The organism is Pseudomonas flexibilis (genome assembly GCF_000806415.1).
GTDB lineage: Bacteria > Pseudomonadota > Gammaproteobacteria > Pseudomonadales > Pseudomonadaceae > Serpens > Serpens flexibilis.
The window spans coordinates 757,296-775,981 of the sequence record NZ_JTAK01000002.1 but is presented as its reverse complement, the minus strand read 5'-3'; the positions used below and the strand labels follow the sequence as shown (position 1 = coordinate 775,981).

The following is an 18,686-nucleotide window of genomic DNA, read 5'->3' as shown; positions in this document are numbered from 1 at the left end:
CTGGGCACGGCGATTCTGCTCCAGGGCATACGCGGCGGCTGCCGATAACGACAGGCCGACAAGAAATACCAGAAGGAACACAGTGCCGGCTTCGCAGCCCCGACTTACGGGCCGGGGCCTGGAAGAATCATCTTGCTGTACTGCCTGCATACCGACTTCCCTGCCAGCGCAAACCAGGGTTCAGCCGTGGCTGATGTGCCAGGCCCTGTGGATGCGGGGATTGCGGGCGAAATCCGGATCCAGTGTTTCGCCCGTCACTTCGGCGATCTTGTAGCGTTTTGCCAGCATCTCGTCCAGCTGGAATTTACGGAAGTTGTTCGAGAAGTACAGGACGCCCCCCGCCGCCAGCCGGGCCATGGCCAGGTCGATCAACCGGGCATGATCGCGCTGAACGTCGAACACTCCTTCCATGCGCTTGGAGTTGGAGAAGGTCGGCGGGTCGATGAAGATCAGGTCGTACTCGCCGCGATCCGCTTCCAGCCAGGCCATCACGTCGCCCTGTTCCAGGCGCTGCTTGTCCGAGAAGCCGTTCAGCGACAGGTTGCGGCGTGCCCAGTCCAGGTAGGTCTTCGACAGGTCGACACTGGTGGTGCTGCGTGCGCCGCCCTTGGCCGCGTGCACGGTAGCGGTCGCGGTGTAGCAGAACAGGTTGAGGAAGCGCTTGCCGGCCGCCTCGCGCTGGATGCGCAGGCGCATCGGCCGGTGGTCGAGGAACAGTCCGGTGTCCAGGTAATCGGTGAGGTTGACCAGCAGCTTGACGCCGCCCTCGCTGACCTCCATGAAGCGGCCCTGCTCGCCCTGGCGCTCGTACTGGCGGGTACCGGTCTGCCGTTCGCGACGCTTGATCACCACGCGCTCGGCGGGCACGCCAAGGGCCACCGGGATCGCCGCCAGGGCGTCGAGCAGGCGGGTCTGGGCCTTTTCCGGGTCGATCGAGCGCGGCGGCGCGTATTCCTGCACATGCACCCAATCGCGGTACAAATCGATGGCCAGGGCGTACTCGGGCATGTCCGCGTCGTACAGCCGGTAGCATTCCACACCGGCCTGCTTCGCCCATTTGCCCAGGGTCTTGAGGTTCTTCTGCAGGCGGTTGGCGAACATCTGCCCACCTTCGGACAGGCGTGCCGGCTCACTGGCCTGGGGCACAAGGCGGTCTTCGGCGCCCTGGCGGTTGCCGGTGACGAACTGGTCGGGCCGCACCTGCAACAGCAGCAGCTTGCACGGCAGCGCGCCGTTGAACAGCGCGTACTGCTTGTGACTGCGAATGCCCATGCGCTTGCCCAGCTCAGGCGCGCCGGTGAAGATCGCGGCCTCCCAGCCCATGCAGGCCTGGCGCAGGCGCTCGCCCAGGTTCTGGTAGAGGTACAGCAGGCTGGCTTCGTCGCCCAGGCGCTCGCCATAGGGCGGATTGCACACCACCAGGCCGACCTGGCCCTTGTCGGTGCGCGGCTCGAAGGTGGCCAGTTCGCCCTGGTAGATGCGTACCCACTCGCCGAGTCCGGCGCGCTCGATGTTGTTGCGCGCCGGCTGGATCAGGCGCGGGTCGGCTTCGTAGCCGCGAATCCACAGCGGCGGCTTGCCCAGGCCGATGCGCGCGCGCTCCTCGGCCTCGGCATGCAGGCGGTTCCACACGGCCGGCACATGGCCCAGCCAGCGGGAAAAGCCCCACTGCTGGCGCTTGAGGTTGGGGGCGACGTCGGCCGCCATCAGGCCGGCCTCGACCAGGAAGGTGCCCACCCCGCACATCGGGTCGGCCAGCGCGCCGCCCTCGGCGGCAATGCGCGGCCAGCCGGCGCGGATCAGGATCGCGGCAGCCAGGTTTTCCTTGAGCGGCGCGGCACCCTGCTGCAGGCGGTAGCCGCGCTGGTGCAGGCTGTGCCCGGACAGGTCGATGGAAAGTACCGCCTCGCCCTTGTCCAGGCGCAGGTGCACGCGCAGGTCGGGATTGTCCTTGTCCACCGACGGGCGCTGGCCGAACTGCGCGCGCAGACGGTCGACAATGGCGTCCTTGACCTTCAGCGCGCCGAAGTGTGTGTTGTCGATGCCGGCGCCGCGCCCGCTGAACTCCACCGCCAGGCTGCCGCCGGCATCCAGGTGCTCGCTCCAGTCGACGGCCTTGACGCCTTCGTAGAGGGTCTCGGCATTGCTCACCGGGAAGCGCGCCAGCACCAGCAGCACCCGGTTGGCCAACCGCGACCACAGGCACAGCCGATAGGCGGTTTCAATACCGGCGAAGCCGCGCACCATGGCCACATGTTCGCGGGCCTCTTCCAGCCCCAGTTGCCCGGCCTCGTCCAGCAGCAGGCTTTCCAGGCTCTTGGGGCAGGTCAGTACCAGTTCGTAACGCTCAGACATTCGAAAATCCAGGCCCGCAGGCGATAAAGGCTTCCGCCAGAGAAGCCGAAACAAATTGAAACGACGAGCTGCACAACAGTTGCTGACAAAATCACGGTGCGCAACTAGCGCCCAAACCCACCTGGGATACCGCTTTGCCCCGACAAGTGGCGCTGCTTATGGTTCCGTCAGGCGAAATGTTGCCTCGTTATGACAAATCGATCATTCACAGCGCTCGCCCCTTTGGATAGAAACAACCTCAGGGAGACAACGCAAGGTTGCCCTTCCTATGGGGTCGTCACGCCGGCAACGGCCCCTTTCGCGGCCTCGCAACGCGGCCGCCAGTGGGAAATACAGTCAACGATTGAGGGCAATACCCGATGAGAAGACTAAAGCGTGACCCGATGGAACGCGCCTACTTACGCGGTTACCAACATGGTGTTCATGGCAAATCCCAGGAGCTCTGTCCCTTCACCCATCCGACGACTCGCCAGGCCTGGCTCAATGGCTGGCGCGAAGGTCGCGCCGACCACTGGGACGGTCTGACCGGCACCGCCGGCATACATCGACTGAATGAAATGAGAGCGGTCGGCTGAGACCCGGTCCGACGCTCTTCCGCCGCGCCAGGCCCCACACGGACCTGGCACGGTGATCGCCAAAGGGCTCCCAAGGGAGCCCTTTCCATTTGTGCGCTTCAGGTCCGCGGCAGCGCGGCGATGGCATCCACCGCTTCGCGAATCAGCTTCGGGCCCTTGTAGATGAACCCCGAATAGATCTGCACCAGGCTCGCCCCGGCGGCGATCTTCTCGGCCGCGTCGCACCCTTCGGTGATACCGCCCACGGCGATGATCGGCAGACGCCCACCCAGCTCGGCGGCCAGCACCTTCACGGTGTGGGTGCTCTTGTCGCGTACCGGCGCGCCGGACAGACCGCCGGCCTCGTCACCGTGCAGCAGGCCTTCGACGCCTTCGCGACTCAGGGTGGTGTTGGTGGCGATCACCGCATCCATCCCGGCATCCACCAACGCGCGCGCCACCTCGACGGTTTCCTCGTCGCTCATGTCCGGGGCGATCTTGATCGCCAGCGGCACACGGCGGCCGTGCTCGACGGCCAGGTCTTCCTGCCGACGGCGCAGGGCTTCGAGCAGTTGGCGCAGCGAATCACCGAACTGCAGGCTGCGCAGCCCGGGGGTATTCGGCGAGCTGACATTGACCGTCACGTAGCTGGCGTGGGGATAGACCTTCTCCAGGCCGATCAGGTAGTCGTCCACCGCGCGCTCGACTGGGGTGTCGAAGTTCTTGCCGATGTTGATGCCCAGCACGCCGCGATAGCGGGCGGCGCGCACGCGCTCCAGCAGGTAGTCGACCCCGTGGTTGTTGAAGCCCATGCGGTTGATGATGGCCTGGGCTTCCGGCAGGCGGAACAGGCGCGGCTTCGGGTTGCCCGGCTGAGGGCGCGGCGTCACGGTGCCGATCTCGAGGAAGCCGAAACCCAGCTGGCCGAGACCGTCGATGGCGTCGCCGTTCTTGTCCAGACCAGCGGCCAGTCCGACCGGATTGGCGAATTCCAGACCCATGATCTTCACTGGCAGGGCCGCCGGCTTCTTGCACAGCAGACCGTTCAGCCCCAGACGCCCGCCCGCGCCGAGCAGGTCGAGGGACAGTTCGTGAGAGGTTTCCGGAGACAGTCGAAAGAGCAGATCGCGGGCCAGGGAGTACATGGTCGGGCTCGTTGGGTGTTTGGGGGCCGCCGAGTATACCCGCTCGGCGCGCGCTTTTGACCCGTCGGACTCAGGCCAGACGCTTCACGTCCAGCAGCTTGCCGTCGGCACCTACCTCCAGCCGGAAGGTGCCCTGGATGCCGGCATGGGTCAGGAACGGCCGCAGATGATGGGCCGGCAGGCTCACGCTGCGCCCGTCGCGACTGTAGGCCAGCACCCGGTTGGCACGGCCCTGGTAGTAGGCCAAGAACTGATCGGCCGTCAGATGGATATCCAGCACCAGGCTGGGCATGGAGCGCCCCCTTTGTCAGACACGCGAGTCAGTTTGCCACATCTGCGACCCAAGTCGCCCTCGCCAGCGAGCGGGCCGCTCTGCCACACTAGCGAGCGCCAGCAAGGCCAGGCGGGCAACGCACCTTTCCATGCGCCCTGCTCGCCCGGTTCGAATGGCACGCCACCCCGACGCAGTACTGTTGGAGCCCGTAGCATTGCCATGACCTCGCCCACGCCACCCCCGCGCCTCACCAGCCGTTTGTCGTCCCTGGCCGGACAGCTGGGCCTGGGCGGCAAGGCTGCCAGACGCATGCTGGATCGCGCACGCCAGCTCAGCCTGCCGTTTCAGCCGATCCCCCTGCCCACCCTGAGCATCTGGTGGCAACTCGGTCCACAACTGGAGCGCCTGGTGGATCTACCGCGCGGTGCCCTGTCCGGACCGGTGCAGGAGGACAAGGCGGCCGCCCACGCGGTGCTGGCGCGCCTGCTCGAGGTGAATCATCGCTTCGTGCCGGCCTTCGATCTGCGCGACATCGGTGGGCTGTGCTGTCCACCGGGTGACCAACCACCCCATTCGCGCCTGGAAGACCTGGCCGCCACGCCGGCCTGCCGCAGCCTGCGCATGATCAGCTACAAGGATTTCCTCAAGGCCGCCGAACAGACGCTGCCCGGCAAGGGTCAGCCCCTGCGCCTGCGCCAGGCGGAATGGTTTGGCGAACGGCTGTTCTACGACGGAGACCAGGGCACCACGCTGGCCGTTCTGGTTGCCTATGCCCGCTTGCGCGGCCTGAAGCACGAGCTGCCGGCGGAGGTCGCCCAGTATCGGCTCAATCCGGTGGTGCTGGCCGAGCTGCACAGCCACTACCACATGCTCGGCATGCCGGCCGAGGCCTGGAGCGACCCAGGTTTCATGGGGCTGCTGCTGGACAGCGGGCTGCCGTATTCGCGCCTGTTGCTGCAGCGCACGCCCACGGTGCTCGAAGCCCTGCTGCTGCCGCGCGCCGACGAACAGGCGAACGCCCTCGGCGAAGGCCTGCGCCTGGCTGGCGCGCCGGACCTGGTGGAATTCCTCTACCACCTGCCGACCACCCTGCACATCGATCCGTAAGCGCCGCCGGGCGTCGTGCCCAACGGCGGCCGAAAAGCGCCGACCGCCTACCTGGATCACGGGTCTGCAGGGCGGCCGCCCGGCGCTGCCGTTCAGCCCGAACGCGCCAGGTCCGCCAGCTCCCGGCTGGCCACGGCATGCAGCGCATAGTCGTTTTCACCCGCGCCGCGCAGTTCGGCGAGGATCGTTTCCCAGCGCTGCACCAGTGGCTGGCGTTGTTCCAGCCAGCTCTCCAGGCGATGGCGCGGATCGCCTTCGCCGGGGGCCGACAGCAACGACAGGGTGATCTCCCGCTGCTGGCTGTCCAGTTCATCGCGGAAGGCTTCGCGGGCCTGCGCCTGCCAGTGGCTGTTCACTGCAAGATGGGTGATGCGCCGCAGGTAGCCGTCCAGGTCCAGAGCGCTGCCCACGGCGAAGAAGGCCCGCGCCACCAGCAGCGGTTCGTGACCGGTCCGCTCGGCCACCTCCAGGATCGGCAACAGCATGTAGAGCTGGTCGCTGGCCGCCACCATGCGTGCCAGCAACTCCGGCACCCCGGCCTCGGCGTAGGCCTGGTGGCGCTCCTGCCACTGCTCGCGGGCCGCCCCCTGCAGCAGCTCGTCCAGTTTCACGCCAAGGGTGGCCACCGGCGGGCCGAAGTGCGCCACATCGCGGGCAGCGTCCAGGGTCTGGCGGCGGCTGCGCAGGAACCAGCGCGTGGCCCGGCGTCCCAGGCGCATCAGTTCATCCATCAGCGCCAGCTGCGTATCCGCGCTCACGCCATAGTCCAGCGACTCGATCTGCCGGTACCAGTGCGGCAGGTGGAAGACGTCGCGCACGATCACATAGGCCTCGGCCACCTGGGCGGCGCCCATGCCGGTGGATGAGCACAGCCGTTGCGCGAAGGTGATACCCATGCGGTCGACCAGATCGTTGGCGATCTGGGTGGCGACGATCTCGCGCCGCAGCCGGTGATTGCGCATCGCCTCGCCGAAGCGCTCCACCAGCTGCGGCGGGAAAGCGCGCTGCATGTCGCGTACCAGGTAATCGTCGTCCGGCACGCTGGAATCCAGCAGCGCCTGCTTGAGGTCGATCTTGCTGTAGGACAGCAGGACCGCCAGCTCGGGCCGGGTCAGCGCACGGTCGCCGAGCTGCTCGTCGCTGGGCAGGAATTCCAGCGCCCGATCCAGGCGCCCGCGGCTTTCCAGGTCGCTCATCAGCCGGCGGTATTCGCCCATCCGCTCGCGGGCGCGGCGTTCGGCCAGCGACAGCGCCTGGGTCTGCGTGTAGTTGCTGCCCAGCACCAGCTGCGCCACGTCGTCGGTCATCTGCGCCAGCAACTGGTTGCGCTGCTTGCCGGTCATGTCGCCGGCGACCAGCACGCCGTTGAGGAGAATCTTGATGTTCACCTCATGGTCGGAGCAGTTCACCCCGCCGGCGTTGTCGATGAAGTCCGTGTTACAGGCGCCACCGTTTAGGCAGTACTCGATGCGCCCCAGCTGGCTCATGCCCAGGTTGCCCCCCTCGCCCACCACCCGGGCGCGCAGTTCGCGACCGTCGATCCGTAGCGGATCGTTGGCCTTGTCGCCGATATCGGCATGGCTTTCCGTGCTGGCCTTGACGTAGGTGCCGATGCCGCCATTCCACAGCAGGTCCACCGGCGCCCGCAACAGCGCGCTGACCAGCTCGTTGGGCGACAGCTTCTCGGCCTGGATGTCGAAGCGCTCGCGCATCTGCGGGCTGACGGCGATGCTCTTGGCGCTGCGCGGGAACACCCCGCCACCGGCGGAAATCAGCCCCGCGTCGTAGTCCGCCCAGCTGGAGCGCGGCAGCTCGAAAAGCCGCTTGCGCTCGGCATAACTGGCGGTCGGGTCAGGATCGGGGTCGACGAAAATGTGCAGATGGTTGAAGGCGGCCAGCAGCTGCACCCGCTCGGACATCAGCAGCCCATTGCCGAACACATCGCCGCTCATGTCGCCGATGCCGATCACCGTGATGCTGTCGCGCTGCACGTCGATGCCACGCTCGCGGAAGTGCCGCTGCACCGAGACCCAGGCACCGCGCGCGGTGATGCCCATCTTCTTGTGGTCGTAACCGGCCGAACCGCCCGAGGCGAAGGCGTCGCCCAGCCAGAACCCGTACTGGGCGGCGATGCCATTGGCGATATCGGAAAAACTCGCCGTGCCCTTGTCGGCGGCCACCACCAGATAGGGATCGTCGCCGTCGTGGCGCACCACCTGTTCCGGCGGGACCACGCGGCCTTCCAGGTAGTTGTCGGTGATGTCCAGCAGGCCACTGATGAACAGCCGGTAGCAGGCAATGGCCTCGGCCTGAATCTCGTCGCGGCTACCGCCCACCGGCAGGCGGCGGGGCACGAAGCCGCCCTTGGCGCCCATCGGCACGATGACCGCGTTCTTCACCTGCTGGGCCTTGACCAGACCGAGTACCTCGGTGCGGAAATCCTCCTCGCGATCCGACCAGCGCAGCCCGCCACGCGCCACGGGACCGAAGCGCAGGTGCACGCCCTCGACACGCGGCGAATAGACGAAGATTTCGTACAGCGGGACCGGCCGGGGCATCTCGCTGATCGCGCCGGGGCTGATCTTGAAGCTGAAGTAGGGCTTGTGCCGACCCTCGGCGTCGGTCTGGTAGAAGTTGCTGCGCAGCGTGGCGCCGATCAGCTCCAGGTAGCGACGCAGGATGCGGTCCTCGTTGAGCACCGCCACCTGGTCAAGCGCGGCGCGAATGGCCTCCTCGAGCTTGCCCTGCTTCTCCTCCAGCGCCTCCGCGGTGAGCTTGCGGGCCAGGTAGAAGCGGGTCTTGAACAGACGCACCAGCTCCAGCGCGATGTCGGTGTGGTTGTTCAGCGTGGCGGCGATGTAGCCCAGGTCGAAGCCGATGCGGATCTGCTTCAGGTAACGGCCGTAGGCGCGCAGCAGTGCCACCTCCCGCCAGGTCAGCCCGGCGCCGAGCACCAGGCGGTTGAAGGCGTCGTTCTCGGCATTGCCGGCGATGATCTGGGTGAACGCCTCCTGGCAAAGGCCGTTGAGCGTCTTCAGATCGACCACCAGCCCGGCCGGCGGCGCGAAGGTGAAGTCGTGAATCCAGTAGGCCCGGCCATCGCGCTGGCGCAGCCGGTGCGAATACTCGCCGAGCACCCGCAGCCCGAGGTTCTCCAGGATCGGCAGCACATCGGACAACGGCAGCGGCAGATCGGCGTGGTAGATCTTGCAGTGCAGCTCGCCCTCGCCCTGTCCCAGCGGCTGGTAGAAGCTCATCACCAGCCGCTGTTCGTCGGACAGGCTGCGAATGTGCTGCATGTCCGCCACCGCCGAGTGCGGCTCGAAGCGCTCCCGGTAGCCGGCCGGGAAGCCGGGCGCGAAGCGTGCCAGCAGGTCGGTGCCGCGCGCCTCGCCGAAGCGCTCGACCATCAGGCTGGCGAACTCGTCCTGCCAGGAACGGCAGGCCTGTATCACCTCCTGCTCCAGCTGGCGCGCGTCGAACGCCGGCACGGTGCGCGGGTCGACACGCAGGATCAGCTGCACGCGGGCCAGCACCGATTCGGAAAAATAGGTCCAGAACTCGCAGTCGGAGGCGTTCAGGCGCTCCATCAGCAGGTTCTGGATCTTCACGCGGATCTCGGTGGAATAGTGGTCGCGCGGCACGTAGACCAGGCAGTAGACGAACCGACCGTAGGGGTCCTTGCGCAGGAACAGGCGCAGCTTGTTGCGCTCCTGGATCTGCACGATGGCGATGGCGGTCTCGTACAACTCGTCCACCGGCGTCTGGAACAGCTCGTCGCGGGGCAACACTTCGAGCACCTGGGCCAGCTCCTTGCCCAGGTGCGCGTGTCGGGCGAAACCGGAACGGCCGAGGATCGCTTCGGCCTTGCGGCGCACATAGGGAATGCGCGTGACGCTTTCGGTGTACAGCATGGAGGTATAGAGGCCGAGGAAGCGGCACTCCCGGACCACCCGCCCCTGGTCGTCCAGCATGCGCAGCGACACCAGGTCGGGGTAGGCGGAACGATGCACGCGACTGACCTGGGAAGCCTTGGCGAAACTCAGCAGGCAGGGCTCGCGCAGATAGGCCAGCACCGAAGGCTCGATGCTGCGCTGCTCGTCGCTGAGGTTCTTGCGCAACACCCGCGACAACCCCAGCAGCGAACCCTCGTCGTACTCGATACGGGCGCCGCGCTCGTCCTCGAGCACCCGGAATTCCTCGTAGCCGAGGAAGGTGAAGTGATGATCCAGCAGCCATTCGTAGAAGGCCCGCACCTCACCGACACTCTCACCCTCGCCCGCATCGCCCCGCTGCGCCAAATGTTCGAGCAGGCGACGGACCTGTTCCTGCATCGCCGGGTAATCGCCCACCGCCAGGCGCACCTCGGCCAGCACGTCACTCAGCAGCTGCTGCAGCTCGCGCAGCTCGGCGGTACTGGCGCAACGGTCGATCTCCAGGAACATCAGGGCTTCGTCGCGTGCGCCCTCGGCGTGGCTGCCGCGCGGCAGGATGTCCAGCAATTCCCCCGCCGCGCCGCGCCGCACGCTGAGCACGCTGTTCTGCAGGGTATGGATGCTGTGACCGCGCCGGTTGAGCGCCATGCGCACCGAATCCACCAGGAACGGCATGTCCGGGTGCAGCACCTGCACCACGCTGTGGGTGGACTGCCAGCCATGCTGCTCGTAATCGGGGTTGAAGACCCGCACCAGCGGCTCGCCGCGAAACGCCTCCAGTAGCCGCCAGGCGGACAGCGTGCTGCCCTCCAGGTCGGCCAGGCGGTGCTGCAGCAGCTCCTCCAGGGGAGCAATGGCGAAGAACTGTTCGGCGAATCGCGCCAGCCGGGGAAGCACCTCGGGCTCCACATGCCGGGCGAGCGCTTCTCGCAGTTGCTGGTGAAAATCGGTCTTGCCGGACGCGCTGAAAAAGACCATGACAACTCCATCGAAGCAGGCAGGGTGGCAGAGTGACAGTAACGAACCCGTGTTTCCGTTCAACGTTAGTCCACGGGTGGCCACTCCGGGTTGCGACGCCTCGTGCCAGCGCGGCCGAGTTGGATTAAAGTGCCGGTCTTGCCGACGAGCCGACCGGACTCGCCCACCGGAGATGACCCCGACGATGGAACATCGCGAAGCGCTGCTTGCCCTGCGCCAGTTCATGGCCAGCCGTATCCTTGGCCAGGACCGCCTGATCGACCGCCTGCTGATCGCCCTGCTCGCCGACGGCCACCTGCTGGTGGAAGGCGCGCCGGGCCTGGCCAAGACCCGCGCCATCAAGGAGCTGGGCGAAGGGATCGAGGCGGAGTTCCATCGCATCCAGTTCACCCCCGACCTGCTGCCGGCGGACATCACCGGCACCGAGATCTACCGCCCGGAGACCGGCAGCTTCGTGTTCCAGCAGGGGCCGATCTTCCACAACCTGGTGCTGGCCGACGAGATCAACCGTGCGCCGGCCAAGGTGCAGTCGGCGCTGCTCGAAGCCATGGCCGAGCGCCAGGTGAGCATCGGCCGCAGCACCTACGCGCTGTCGCCGCTGTTCATGGTGATGGCCACCCAGAATCCGATCGAGCAGGAAGGCACCTACCCGCTGCCTGAAGCCCAGCTCGACCGTTTCCTCATGTACGTGAAGATCGGCTATCCGGACGCCTCGGTGGAGCGCCGCATCCTCCAGCAGGCGCGCGGCGAGGCGCTGCACGGCGCCGACGCCGGCGCGCACCGACGCATCAGCCAGCAGGCAATCTTCGCCGCCCGCCAGGAAGTCCTCGCCCTGCACATGGCCGATGCCGTGGAGGAGTACCTGGTGCAACTGGTCATGGCCACCCGCTTCCCGGCCAAGTTCGACGCCGACCTGGCCGCCTGGCTCAGTTACGGCGCCAGCCCGCGCGGCAGCATCTCGCTGGACCGCTGCGCCCGCGCCAACGCCTGGCTGGCCGGCCGCGACTTCGTCAGCCCGGAGGATATCCAGGCGGTGTTCTTCGATGTGCTGCGCCACCGCATCATCCTGTCCTTCGAGGCCGAGGCCTCCGGCATCGACCAGGACCAGGTGCTGCAGCGGGTGCTTGACGTGGTGGCGGTGGGCTGATGGACCGCCCGGCTCCCGGCCCCGCCGGCGCCTACACCACCCTCGCCGAGCTGGTGGACATCCGCCACCAGCTGCGCGGCCTGCAGCTGTTTTCCACGCCCTACCGGCGCAGTGCGCTGGTCGGCCTGCATCGCTCGCGGCTGCGCGGGCGCGGCATCGACTTCGACCAGGTGCGTGTCTACCAGGCCGGGGACGACGTGCGCACCATCGACTGGCGCGTCACCGCGCGTACCCAGCAACCGCACACCAAGCTGTTCCACGAGGAGCGCGAACGCCCCGTCTACCTGCTGGTGGAGCAGAGTCGCCCGCTGTTCCTGGGCAGCGGCGCGCGCTTCAAGTCGGTGCTCGCCGCCCAGGCGGCGGCGTTGTTCGGCTGGGCCGCGCTGGACCACAACGACCGCATCGGCGGCCTGGTGTTCGGCAGCGGCGATGCCCCGGAAGTGCGCCCCCGGCGCAGCAAGCAGAGCCTGCTGCAGCTGCTCAGCCGGCTGATCGATGCCAATCATGCCCTGCACGCCGACATGCCCGGCCCCCAGGGCACCTTTGGCCCGGCGCTGCGTCGCGCCCGCGAGGTGCTGCGCCCCGGCAGCCTGCTGGTGGTGATCTGCGACGAACGCGCGCTGGACGACGCGTCCGAACAGCAACTGGCGCTGCTCGGCCGGCACGTGGAACTGATCCTCGTGCCGCTCTCCGATCCGCTGGATCACGCCCTGCCCGCCGCCGGTCTGCTGCGTTTCGCCCAAGGCGGCGCCGCGCTGGAGCTGGACACCTACGACCCGCTACTGCGCAAGGCCTACCGTGCCCGCGGCGAGGCCCGCCAGCAGCGCTGGCAGCAACTGGCGGACAAGGTGCGCGCGGTGCTGCTGCCGCTGAGCACCCGCCATGAACTGCTCGATCAGTTGCGCGACTTCCAGACCGCACCGGTGGAGGCCCAGCCATGAATCCCCTCGATTCCCTGCTGCCGCCCATCGCGCCGCCACCAGTGCCCTGGTGGCCGCCGGCACCCGGCTGGTGGCTGCTGGCCCTGGCGCTGCTGCTGACGGTCGGGGGGCTGTATCTGTTGCGTCGCCGCCTGCGCCGCCGCCCGCTTCGCCCCACCCAGCTCGATCCGCTGCGCCTGGCCGCCCTGCACGAACTCGACAGCCTGGAGAAGCCCTACGGCCGCGAGGCCGGCCCCTGGCTGCAGCAAATCAACGCGCTGCTCAAGCGCCTATGCGTGCAGCGCTACCCGCAGAGCCAGTGCCAGACCCTGAGCGGCCGCGCTTGGCTGGCCTTCCTGGACAGCCGCTGCCCCTCCGCCGGACTCACCCGCTGGATGGTGCTGGTGGAAGGCGCCTATCGGCCGCGCTGCCAGCTCGACGACAAGGCGCTGCAGGCCCTGCACCAGGCCATCGACCTGTGGATCCGCAAGCATGTTTGAGTTCGCCTGGCCGTGGATCTTCCTGCTCGCCCCGCTGCCCTGGTTGCTGCGCGCCCTGCTGCCGCCGGCCGACAGCGGCGAGGCGGCGCTCAAGGTGAGCTTCCTCGATGAGCTGCAGGACCTCAGCGGCCAGCGTGCCCGTGGCAGCAGCCTGCCCGCCTGGCGCCAGCAGCTGCCCTTCATGGTGGTGTGGCTGTGCCTGCTGCTGGCCGCCACCCGCCCGCAGTGGCTCGGTGAACGCTTGCCGATTCCCGCCAGTGGCCGCGACCTGCTGCTGGCGGTGGATGTCTCGGGCTCCATGGAATACCCGGACATGCTCTGGCAGGACCAGCCCATCAGCCGCCTGGGGCTGGTGCAGCGACTGTTCGGCGAATTCATCGAGCAGCGGCGTGGCGACCGGGTCGGCCTGATCCTGTTCGGCAGCCAGGCCTACCTGCAGGCGCCGCTGACTTTCGACCGGCGCACCGTGCGCACCTGGCTGGAGGAGGCCCGCGTCGGCATCGCCGGGCCGAACACCGCCATCGGCGACGCCATCGGCCTGGCGGTCAAGCGTCTGCGCGACCAGCCGGCGCACAGCCGCGTGCTGGTGCTGATCACCGACGGCGCCAACACCGGTGGCAGCCTGGCGCCGCTGACCGCCGCGCAGCTGGCGGCGGACAATCGCGTGACGCTCTACACCATCGGCATCGGCGCCCTGCCGGGACAGGGCCGTGGCCCGGGAATCTTTGCCTTCGCGCCGGGGCTGGATCTGGACGAGCCGGGGCTGCAGGCGATGGCCGAACTGACCGGTGGCCAGTACTTCCGCGCCCACTCCAGCGACGCGCTGCGCGAGATCGGCCAGACCCTCGACCGCCTGCAGCCGGTGGCCCAGCAAAGCCTGCCGGCGCGCCTCACCCGCGAGCTGTACGTCTGGCCGCTGGCGGCGGCGCTGCTGTTCAGCCTGTTGCTGGTGGTGCGGGTGATCCGGCCGCAGGGCATGGCCCCCTACTGGCTGCGGAGGTCGCGCCCATGACCGAGCTCTGGCCGACCCTGTTGCGTCCTGCCTGGCTGTTGCTGCTGGTGCCCTGCGCCTGGCTGCTCTGGCGCCTGTGGCGCCGCGAGCGGCGCAGCGCGCGTTGGCAGCTGCTGCTGCCGCGTCCCTTCCATGCCCTGCTGCTGGCCGGCAACCAAGGCCGTAGCAGCCGCCTGCCCTGGCTGGCCCTCGGCCTGGCCTGGCTGCTGGCGCTGCTGGCGTTGCTCGGCCCGAGCTGGCAGCGCATGGAACAGGCGACGGCGACGCGCGGCGATGCGCTGGTGGCGATCCTCGACTTGACTCCGCGCATGCTGGCCACCGACCTGCCGCCCACTCGCCTGGAGCAGGCAAGACGCACCCTCGTCGACCTGCTGGAGGCACGGCGCGGCGCGCAGACCGGCATCGTTGTCTATGCCGGCAGCGCCCACGTACTGGTGCCGCTTTCCGACGACCTGGCCACCGCCCTCAACCTGCTCGGCGCGCTCACACCGTCGATCATGCCGGAACCCGGCCAGCGTGCCGACCTGGCCGTGGCCCGCGCGTTGGCCCTGCTGGAGCAGGCCGGCCAGGGCAGCGGTCGCCTGCTGCTGTTGACCAGCGGCCTGAGCGACGCGGAACAGACCGCCATCGCCGCCCTCCCTCTCGACGGCAATCGCCTCGACGTCCTCGGCGTGGGCACCTCGCGCGGCGCCCCGATCGTGCTGGACGACGGCAGCTTCCTGAAGGACGCGCAGGGCGCCATCGTGCTCCCGCGCCTGGACGCCGCCAGCCACCAGCGCTTCGCTCGCCAGTTGGGCGGCGCCTACCAGCCGCTGCGCCCGGACGCCGCCGACCTGCGGGCCCTCGGCCTGCTGGAGGCCACGGCCAGCGAACAGGAAAGCGGTCAGCGGCTGCCGCTGGAACACTGGGTGGACCAGGGCTACTGGCTGTTATTGCCACTGTTGCTGCTCGCCGCCTGCGCCGGTCGACGCGGCTGGCTGTTCTGCCTGCCCCTGCTGTTCACACCATTACCCAGCCATGCCGCCTTCGATACCCTGTGGCTGCGCGCCGACCAGCAGGGCCAGCGCCTGCTCGCCGAAGGCCGGCCGGAGGACGCCGCCCAGGCCTTCACCGACCCCCAGCGCCAGGGCTACGCCCTGTACCTGGCCGGTGACTATGCCGAAGCCGCCGAGCGTTTCGCCCAGGGCGACCAGGCCGCCGATCACTACAATCGCGGCAACGCCCTGGCCCTCGATGGCCAGCTGGAAGAGGCCCTGCTGGCCTATGACCAGGCCCTGGAACGCGACCCGCAACTCGAGCAGGCCCGCCACAATCGTCAGCAGGTGGAAGAACTGCTGCGCCAGCGGCAGGCCGAACGCGACCGGCAGCAGGAGCAGGCGGCGCCGCCCCGGGAAGCGCCCGGCGGCCAGGCGGCGCCGAGCACCGGCGGCGCGGGCGAGCAGCCTGCAACTCCCGATGAAGGGACCGGCGACCCGCAACAAGGCGAGCCGAGCCCGCCCCGCGAGGCGACTGCCGGAGGCCAGAACGGTGCGGGCACCGGCAACGAGCCGGCAGCCGCCACGGCCGCACAGGCGCCGCTCGACCGGGAGCGCCGCCAGGCCCTGGAACAATGGCTGCGCCAGATTCCCGATGACCCCGCCGAACTGCTGCGCCGCAAGTTCCGCCTCGAACAGCAACAGCGCCAGGAAACCCCGTGATGATGCGAACGCTCTGTCTGGTCTGCCTTCTTCTGCTCAGTGGCGGCGTGCGCGGCGACGAGCTAATGGCCAGCGTGGACCGTCAGCAGATCGCCGAAGGCGATACCGTCGAGCTGACCCTGGAGCTGGGCGGCCTGGCGCTGAGCGGCCAGCCGGACCTGAGCCCGCTGCTGCCGTTGTTCGAGGTGCTCGACAGCCGCCAGGTCAACCGGGTGATCCGCGACGATCAGGGCAGCCGCAGCGCCACCCGCTGGATCCTCACCCTTCTGCCGCGCCGCACCGGGTACGTGGTGATTCCGCCGCTGCGCGTCGGCGAGGCGGTGTCCGCGCCCATCACCCTGCAAGTCAGCGAGGCCAGCACGCCGGACGCCGGAGGGGATCGGCTGATGCCGGTGTTCATCGACGCGAATCTCGACCGCGACAGTGTCTATGTGCAGGCGCAAGCGGTGCTGACCCTGCGCATCTACCATTCCGTGTCGCTGTTCGACGACAGCACCCTGACCCCGCTGCAGACCCCGGAGGCGCGCATCGAGCAGCTCGGCAAGCCGCGCACCTACGAGACACGCGTCAACGGCGTGCGCCACGGCGTCATCGAGGTGCGCTACGCCATCCATCCGCTGCGCAGCGGGGAACTGGAGCTGCCCGCCCAGGTGTTCAGCGCCACCCTGGTTGAGCGCAACGATCCGGACACCTTCAACCCGTTCGGCCCACGCAGCGGGCGCACCGTGCAGGTGAGCTCGCCGGTGATTCCCCTGCAGGTCAAGTCGATTCCCGCCGAGTACCCGGCCGACACGCCCTGGCTGCCGGCAACCGCCCTGACACTGGCGGAAAGCTGGAGCGAGACGAGCGAACCGCTCAAGGTCGGCGACTCGGTGACCCGCACCCTGACCCTGCGCGCTGAGGGCCTGGCCAGCTCCCAGCTGCCGCCCCTGCCGCTCGCCGAGGTTCCCGGCCTGCGCCGCTATCCCGATCAGCCACGGCTGGAAAGCACCCTGGGCGAGACGGGCCTGACCGGTCTGCGCGAACAGCGTGAGGCGCTGGTGCCCACCCAGGCGGGCGAGCTGGAAATCCCCGCGCTGGAAGTGGTCTGGTGGAACCTGGCCAGTGACCGCCTGGAACGGGCCACGCTGCCGGCACGCCACTTCAGCGTGCAGGCCGACCCCCTGCTGGAAGCCCCAGCGGCCTCAGGCGAAACGGACGCTTCCGCCGCACGCCTGTGGCCCTGGCAGTTGAGCACCGCCGTGCTCGGCCTGACCACACTGCTCGGCTTTTCCCTCTGGTGGCATGCCCGCCGCCAGCCGGCGATCCCGCGTACGCTGCCGAGCGCCGCGAACGCGCGCAGCCTGCTCGATGAGCTGAGGCGCGCCTGCCAGGCCAACGATCCGCAGGCGACCCGCCAGGCGCTGGATGCCTGGGCCCGCGCCCAGCCGGAAACCCTGGCGGAGATGGCCGCCCGCTGTGTGCCGCTGTCCGATGCCCTAGATGGTCTGAATGGCGTGCTGTACGGCGAGAGCGGCCAGCAATGGGACGGCCAGCAGCTGTGGCAGGCCATCCGCGACCTGCCGCCCCGGCCGGATGGCACGCCCGTAAGCAATGGCAACGGTGGACTGCCACCGCTATACCCCCGATGACCCGACCGGGTGCCGCCTGCACCTGGGCAATGATGGAGAAATGATTCGTGAACCCTGACGACGCCCTCTGGGCCCAGATGTGCGAGGCCGACGGCCTGGACCCCGCCAAGCGCCTGCAGGCCCGCCAGCAGGTGCTGGACAGCGCCGACGCCCGCGACTGCACCCTGTATCGCTCCGCCGAGGAGGATGATCCGGACACCGAAGAGGAAGACCTCGGCGATGCGCGCATCCTCTTCCAGGGCCCCTTTCAGGCGCCGGCCCACTGGGGCGAGGCCGAGCTGGAGGATTTCTTCGGCGACGAGGACCCCGAGCAGTTCGTCACCGCGCTGATCGAATGCTGCGCCGCACCCAGCACCTCGCAGTTCTTCACCCCCGAGCCGGGCGACTATGTGGCCGTGGTGAACGAACGCGGCCAGGTGACCATGTACTACCTGTACGCCTGCCACGAAGATGACGCCGGCCGCCATTGCGTACTGATCCACGACGATCTGGCGCTGCTGTAGGAGCCCGGTCGTCTGTTGCGGTTTCGCGGGGCTTCGTCCGGCTTTTGTAGGAGCGGCTTCAGCCGCGGTTTTTGATGCGACCCCACCCAGGGGCTCGCAACTGAAGTCGCTCCTACGGGTTCGGCACGGAGGCCCGCAGGTTTTCAGAAAAAAGAGGTTTATCTCCCATGTCCAAGATCATCTTCATCACCGGCGCCACCTCCGGTTTCGGCCGCGCCGCCGCGCGCCGCTTCGCGGCCGCAGGCTGGTCGCTGATCCTCACCGGGCGCCGCGTCGAACGCCTGCAAGCGCTGCAGGAAGAACTCGGCGCACAGGTACCGGTGCACATCGCCGCGCTGGACGTGCGCGACGCCGAGGCGGTGCAGGCCGTGGTCGCGGCTCTGCCGGCCGCCTTCCGCCCGGTGCGTGTGCTGCTCAACAACGCCGGCCTGGCCCTGGCGCCGCAGGCGGCCCAGAACGTGGACCTGGCCGACTGGCACACCATGATCGACACCAACGTTAAGGGCCTGGTCAACGTCACCCACGCCCTGCTGCCAACCCTGATCGAGACCGGCGCCGGTGCCAGCATCATCAACATCGGTTCCACCGCCGGCCAGTGGCCCTACCCTGGCAGCCACGTGTACGGCGCCACCAAGGCCTTCGTCGAGCAGTTCAGCTACAACCTGCGCTGCGACCTGCAGGGCACCGGCGTGCGGGTCACCGACATCGCCCCGGGCATGGCGGAAACCGAGTTCACCCTGGTGCGCACCAAGGGCGACCAGGCGGCCTCGGACCGCCTGTACAACACCACCACGCCGCTGACCGCCGAGGACATCGCCGAGCAGATCTTTTACGTGGCCAACCTGCCGGACCGCATCAACATCAACTTCCTGGAAGTGATGCCCACCCGCCAGGCCTGGGCGGGGTTCGCCGTCGACCGAGACTGACC

Annotated in this window: 14 protein-coding genes; 10 read left to right on the top strand and 4 right to left on the bottom strand. The window is 68.4% G+C overall.

Annotation, left to right across the window (positions count from 1 at the left end):
• Positions 1–180 precede the first annotated feature (180 nt).
• Positions 181–2,355, bottom strand: a complete 2,175-nt coding sequence (gene rlmKL / locus PT85_RS07375; protein ID WP_039606300.1) for a bifunctional 23S rRNA (guanine(2069)-N(7))-methyltransferase RlmK/23S rRNA (guanine(2445)-N(2))-methyltransferase RlmL — start codon at positions 2,353–2,355, stop codon at positions 181–183.
• A gap of 359 nt (positions 2,356–2,714) precedes the next feature.
• On the opposite strand from rlmKL, the gene rmf reads away from it, so the two are divergent.
• A complete protein-coding gene (rmf, locus tag PT85_RS17750; RefSeq protein ID WP_037008600.1) occupies positions 2,715–2,930 on the top strand; it encodes a ribosome modulation factor in 216 nt (71 codons plus the stop codon).
• Positions 2,931–3,028: 98 nt separating this feature from the next.
• On the opposite strand, the gene PT85_RS07370 is transcribed toward rmf, so the two are convergent.
• Both PT85_RS07370 and PT85_RS07365 read right to left on the bottom strand, forming a co-directional pair.
• Entirely contained in the window at positions 3,029–4,054 is a 1,026-nt protein-coding gene (locus PT85_RS07370) for a quinone-dependent dihydroorotate dehydrogenase (protein WP_039606299.1), read from the bottom strand.
• Positions 4,055–4,124: 70 nt separating this feature from the next.
• A complete protein-coding gene (locus tag PT85_RS07365) occupies positions 4,125–4,346 on the bottom strand; it encodes a DUF2835 domain-containing protein (protein ID WP_027589692.1) in 222 nt (73 codons plus the stop codon).
• A gap of 201 nt (positions 4,347–4,547) precedes the next feature.
• On the opposite strand from PT85_RS07365, the gene PT85_RS07360 reads away from it, so the two are divergent.
• Positions 4,548–5,435, top strand: coding sequence for a hypothetical protein (locus tag PT85_RS07360; RefSeq protein WP_027589691.1), 888 nt, complete (start codon positions 4,548–4,550; stop codon positions 5,433–5,435).
• Between the two features lie 92 nt (positions 5,436–5,527).
• Here PT85_RS07360 and PT85_RS07355 read toward each other — a convergent pair whose 3' ends face one another.
• Positions 5,528–10,348, bottom strand: coding sequence for an NAD-glutamate dehydrogenase (locus PT85_RS07355; protein ID WP_039606298.1), 4,821 nt, complete (start codon positions 10,346–10,348; stop codon positions 5,528–5,530).
• A 184-nt stretch (positions 10,349–10,532) separates the two neighbouring features.
• Here PT85_RS07355 and PT85_RS07350 point away from each other — a divergent pair, with 184 nt between their 5' ends.
• From PT85_RS07350 to PT85_RS07315, 8 genes are all read left to right on the top strand, one after another.
• Entirely contained in the window at positions 10,533–11,495 is a 963-nt protein-coding gene (locus tag PT85_RS07350) for an AAA family ATPase (protein ID WP_027589689.1), read from the top strand.
• The gene (locus PT85_RS07345) at positions 11,495–12,436 is read left to right on the top strand and encodes a DUF58 domain-containing protein (RefSeq protein WP_027589688.1); all 942 of its coding nucleotides are present in this window, start codon (positions 11,495–11,497) and stop codon (positions 12,434–12,436) included. The genes PT85_RS07350 and PT85_RS07345 overlap by 1 nt, the downstream gene beginning before the upstream one ends.
• Positions 12,433–12,915: a DUF4381 domain-containing protein gene (locus PT85_RS07340; protein WP_027589687.1), complete on the top strand. Its 483-nt coding sequence runs from the start codon at positions 12,433–12,435 to the stop codon at positions 12,913–12,915. Before PT85_RS07345 ends, PT85_RS07340 begins: the two co-directional genes overlap by 4 nt.
• The gene (locus PT85_RS07335; RefSeq protein ID WP_039606297.1) at positions 12,908–13,927 is read left to right on the top strand and encodes a VWA domain-containing protein; all 1,020 of its coding nucleotides are present in this window, start codon (positions 12,908–12,910) and stop codon (positions 13,925–13,927) included. The genes PT85_RS07340 and PT85_RS07335 overlap by 8 nt, the downstream gene beginning before the upstream one ends.
• Complete coding sequence (locus tag PT85_RS07330; RefSeq protein ID WP_039606296.1) at positions 13,924–15,624, top strand: VWA domain-containing protein; 1,701 nt, start codon at positions 13,924–13,926, stop codon at positions 15,622–15,624. Before PT85_RS07335 ends, PT85_RS07330 begins: the two co-directional genes overlap by 4 nt.
• A complete protein-coding gene (locus tag PT85_RS07325) occupies positions 15,624–17,255 on the top strand; it encodes a BatD family protein (protein ID WP_039606295.1) in 1,632 nt (543 codons plus the stop codon). Before PT85_RS07330 ends, PT85_RS07325 begins: the two co-directional genes overlap by 1 nt.
• 47 nt (positions 17,256–17,302) lie before the next feature.
• Positions 17,303–17,758 carry a hypothetical protein gene (locus tag PT85_RS07320; RefSeq protein ID WP_407681076.1) on the top strand — a complete coding sequence of 152 codons (456 nt, stop codon included), beginning with the start codon at positions 17,303–17,305 and terminating at the stop codon, positions 17,756–17,758.
• 167 nt (positions 17,759–17,925) lie between these two features.
• Positions 17,926–18,684 (top strand): SDR family NAD(P)-dependent oxidoreductase, encoded by a 759-nt coding sequence (locus PT85_RS07315; protein WP_027591900.1) that lies wholly within the window; start codon positions 17,926–17,928, stop codon positions 18,682–18,684.
• Positions 18,685–18,686 lie beyond the last annotated feature (2 nt).